General features: G+C 66.6%; 4 protein-coding genes and 1 pseudogene. All 5 read left to right on the top strand.

Annotation, left to right across the window (positions count from 1 at the left end; all coding sequences use genetic code 11):
• Window positions 1–524 (top strand): ATPase, T2SS/T4P/T4SS family (locus MJ956_RS11370; RefSeq protein WP_253964580.1); only part of this gene is annotated, 524 nt, incomplete at its 5' end.
• Complete coding sequence (locus tag MJ956_RS11365) at window positions 505–837, top strand: TrbC/VirB2 family type IV secretion system protein (RefSeq protein ID WP_253964579.1); 333 nt, start codon at window positions 505–507, stop codon at window positions 835–837. The genes MJ956_RS11370 and MJ956_RS11365, both read left to right, overlap by 20 nt.
• Entirely contained in the window at window positions 837–1118 is a 282-nt protein-coding gene (locus tag MJ956_RS11360) for a VirB3 family type IV secretion system protein (protein WP_253964578.1), read from the top strand. Before MJ956_RS11365 ends, MJ956_RS11360 begins: the two co-directional genes overlap by 1 nt.
• Before the next feature lie 16 nt (window positions 1119–1134).
• A complete protein-coding gene (trbE, locus tag MJ956_RS11355) occupies window positions 1135–3600 on the top strand; it encodes a conjugal transfer protein TrbE (RefSeq protein ID WP_253964577.1) in 2466 nt (821 codons plus the stop codon).
• A pseudogene (locus MJ956_RS11350) lies at window positions 3587–3791 on the top strand (P-type conjugative transfer protein TrbJ); the annotation flags it as partial. The gene trbE and the pseudogene MJ956_RS11350, both read left to right, overlap by 14 nt.

The following is a 3791-nucleotide window of genomic DNA, read 5'->3' as shown; positions in this document are numbered from 1 at the left end:
CGCTCCTGGCCGAGGTCGCGAAGACGTCGGATCGCGTCGTCATCATCGAGGACACACGCGAGCTGCAATGTGCCGCGCCGAATCTTGTTGCCATGCGGACGAAAGATGGCGTCGCCTCGCTCTCCGATCTGGTCCGATCGTCCCTGCGCCTGCGTCCCGACCGCATCCCCATCGGCGAGGTCCGCGGCAGTGAGGCGCTTGATCTCCTGAAAGCCTGGGGCACCGGCCATCCGGGCGGCGTCGGCACGATCCATGCGGGCTCGGCCCTCGGTGCGCTGCGCCGTCTCGAACAGCTCATCCAGGAGGCCGTGGTCACCGTTCCGCGCGCGCTGATCGCAGAGACGATCGATCTTGTGGCGGTGCTGTCAGGCCGTGGCGCGGCCCGCCGTCTTTCCGAACTCGTTCGCGTGGAAGGCCTCGGGCCGGGTGGCGATTACCGCGTCGTGACAGCCATCGTCGCGCCCGATGCATCTCTTCTCACACCAGCCGCAAAGGAAAGTCCACATGCACCAGACCCTGCGTAACGCCTACCATCGCCTGGCTGCGGCGGCTTCGGTCGCGCTCATCGCCCTGATGACCACGCCTGCCGCTCATGCGTCCGGTTCCTCCATGCCATGGGAGGCACCGCTCCAGTCCATCCTCGAATCGATCGAGGGGCCGGTCGCCAAGATCCTCGCCGTCATCATCATTATCATCACCGGCCTGACGCTCGCCTTCGGCGACACGTCGGGCGGCTTCCGGCGCCTCATCCAGATCGTTTTCGGTCTGTCGATCGCGTTCGCAGCGAGCTCCTTCTTCCTTTCGTTCTTCTCCTTCGGCGGCGGAGCGCTCGTCTGATGTCGAGCCTTGGCGAACAGGACGGCGAGCTCCTCGGCTTCTCGGTCCCGGTCCACCGGGCGTTGACCGAGCCGATCCTGCTCGGCGGTGCGCCGCGCGCCATCGCAATCATGAACGGCACGCTAGCGGGCGCCATCGGGCTTGGCTTGCGGCTCTGGCTCGTGGGCATCGCGATCTGGGCCATCGGGCATCTCGCCGCCGTCTGGGCCGCCAAGCGCGACCCGCTCTTCGTCGAAGTCGGCCGCCGGCACCTGCGCATTCCCGCGCATCTGACGGTCTGAGCGTGAGGAACCGTCCATGATGAACCTCGCCGAATATCCCAATCGCAACGCACGCCTCGCCGATTTCCTGCCCTGGGTCGCCCTGGTGGGCCACGGCATCGTCCTCAACAAGGACGGGAGCTTCCAGCGCACGGTGCGGTTCCGGGGACCGGACCTCGATTCAGCGGTTCCAGCCGAACTCGTCGCCGTCGCCGGCCGGCTGAACAACGCCTTCCGCCGTCTCGGCTCGGGTTGGGCGATCTTCGTCGAGGCGCAGCGCCATCCGTCGAACAGCTATCCCGACGGCCGCTTTCCTGATGCCGCGTCGGCGCTGGTCGATGCCGAGCGCAAGGCGAGCTTTGAGGAGGCTGGCGCGCATTTCGAATCCAGCTATTTCCTCACCCTCACTTATCTGCCGCCGGCCGAGGACGCCGCCCGCGCCGAGGGCTGGCTCTATGAAGGCCGCGAGACCAAGGGCATCGACCCGCATGAGGTGCTGACCGGCTTCGCCGACCGGACCGACCGTGTGCTGCGCCTGGTCGAATCCTTCATGCCGGAATGCCACTGGCTCGATGACGCCGAGACCCTGACCTATCTGCACCGCTGCGTCTCCACCAAACGCCACCGCGTCCGCGTGCCGGAAACGCCGATGTATTTGGATGCGCTGCTCGCCGATCAGCCGCTCGCCGGCGGGCTCGAACCGCGACTCGGCGACCAGCATCTGCGCGTGCTGACGATCACCGGGTTTCCGACGGCGACCACGCCAGGACTACTCGACGAGCTCAACCGGCTCGCCTTTCCCTATCGCTGGTCAACCCGCGCCATCCTGATGGACAAGACCGATGCGACGAAGCTGCTGACACGCATCCGCCGCCAATGGTTCGCCAAGCGCAAGTCGATTGCCGCGATCCTGAAAGAAGTGATGACCAACGAGGCCTCGGTGCTGGTCGACACCGATGCATCGAACAAGGCGGCGGACGCCGATCTCGCGTTGCAGGAACTGGGCGCCGACTTTGCCGGTGTCGCCTATGTCACGGCGACGGTGACGGTGTGGGATGACGACGCCCGCGTGGCGGACGAGAAGCTGCGTCTGGTCGAGAAGGTCATCCAGGGCCGCGACTTCACCGCGATGCCCGAGACCATCAACGCCGTGGATGCCTGGCTCGGTTCGCTGCCCGGACATGTCTACGCCAATGTCCGCCAGCCGCCGATCTCCACGCTCAATCTCGCCCACATGATCCCCCTCAGCGCCGTGTGGGCGGGGCCGGAACGGGACGAGCACTTTGCAGCGCCCCCACTGCTGTTCGGCAAGACCGAAGGCTCCACCCCGTTCCGGTTTTCCCTTCATGTCGGCGATGTCGGCCACACGCTCGTCGTCGGTCCGACCGGCGCGGGCAAGTCCGTGCTTCTGGCGCTGATGGCGCTGCAGTTCCGCCGCTATGCGAGTGCCCAGGTCTTCGCCTTCGATTTCGGCGGCTCGATCCGCGCCGCAGCACTTGCCATGGGCGGCGACTGGCACGATCTCGGCGGCGGCCTGACCGAAGGCGATGAGCACAGCGTCTCGCTGCAACCGCTCTCCCGCCTCGAGGAGACGGCCGAGCGCGCCTGGGCCGCCGACTGGGTCGTGGCGATCCTCATGCGCGAGGGCGTCGGGATCACGCCAGAGGTGAAGGAATATCTCTGGACGGCGCTGTCCTCGCTCGCCTCCGCGCCTGTCGAAGAACGCACGATCACCGGCCTTGCCGTGCTGCTTCAGTCCAACGACCTCAAGCAGGCGCTCAGGCCCTATTGCGTCGGCGGCGCCTATGGCCGTCTGCTCGACGCGGAGGTCGAGCATCTCGGCGAGGCGTCCGTGCAGGCCTTCGAAACCGAGGGCCTGATCGGCACCGGCGCGGCGCCGGCGGTGCTCGCCTATCTCTTTCATCGCATCGAGGATCGGCTCGACGGCTCGCCCACGCTCATCATCATCGACGAGGGATGGCTGGCGCTGGACGACGAAGGCTTCGCCGGCCAACTCCGCGAATGGCTGAAGACGCTCAGAAAGAAGAACGCTTCCGTCGTCTTCGCCACGCAGAGCCTCAGCGATATCGACGGGTCCGCCATTGCGCCCGCGATCATCGAGAGCTGCCAAACGCGATTGCTCCTGCCCAATGAGCGGGCGGTCGAGCCGCAGATCACCGCGATCTACCGGCGCTTCGGCCTCAATGACCGGCAGATCGAGATCCTCGCGCGCGCGACGCCCAAGCGCGACTATTACTGCCAGTCGCGGCGCGGCAACCGGCTGTTCGAGCTGGGCCTCAGCGAGGGGGCGCTCGCGCTCTGCGCCACCTCCGCCAAGACCGATCAGGCCGCCATCGCCCGCATTCTTACTGAACATGGTCGCGACGAATTCCTCGACGCCTGGCTACGCCATCGCGGCGTCGACTGGGCCGCCGACCTCATTCCCGACCTCAGCAATCTCATCCCCCAAGCCGAAAAGGAGACTGACCATGAAGACAAGTAATTCCCGCACGCGTGCGGCCAGCTTTGCCGCCGCGCTGTTCGCCGCGCCGGTCGCGGTGCTGCCGATGGTGCTGGCGCCGCCGGCCTCGGCGGCGTGGATCGTCTACGATCCGACCAACTATGCGCAGAACGTGCTTCAGGCGGCGCGCGCGCTCGAGCAGATCAACAACCAGATCACCTCGCTTCAGAACG

The organism is Aurantimonas marianensis (genome assembly GCF_024195285.1).
GTDB classification, from domain to species: domain Bacteria; phylum Pseudomonadota; class Alphaproteobacteria; order Rhizobiales; family Rhizobiaceae; genus Aurantimonas; species Aurantimonas marianensis.
Note: the sequence above shows the minus strand (reverse complement) of the source record. Positions and strands in the feature narration are given on the sequence as shown.

Excerpts from the sequence above, each read along its gene's own strand:
- MJ956_RS11365 (WP_253964579.1), top strand. The coding sequence starts at position 505 with ATGCACCAGACCCTGCGTAACGCCTACCATCGCCTGGCTGCGGCGGCT.
- MJ956_RS11360 (WP_253964578.1), top strand. The coding sequence starts at position 837 with ATGTCGAGCCTTGGCGAACAGGACGGCGAGCTCCTCGGCTTCTCGGTC.
- trbE (WP_253964577.1), top strand. The coding sequence starts at position 1,135 with ATGATGAACCTCGCCGAATATCCCAATCGCAACGCACGCCTCGCCGAT.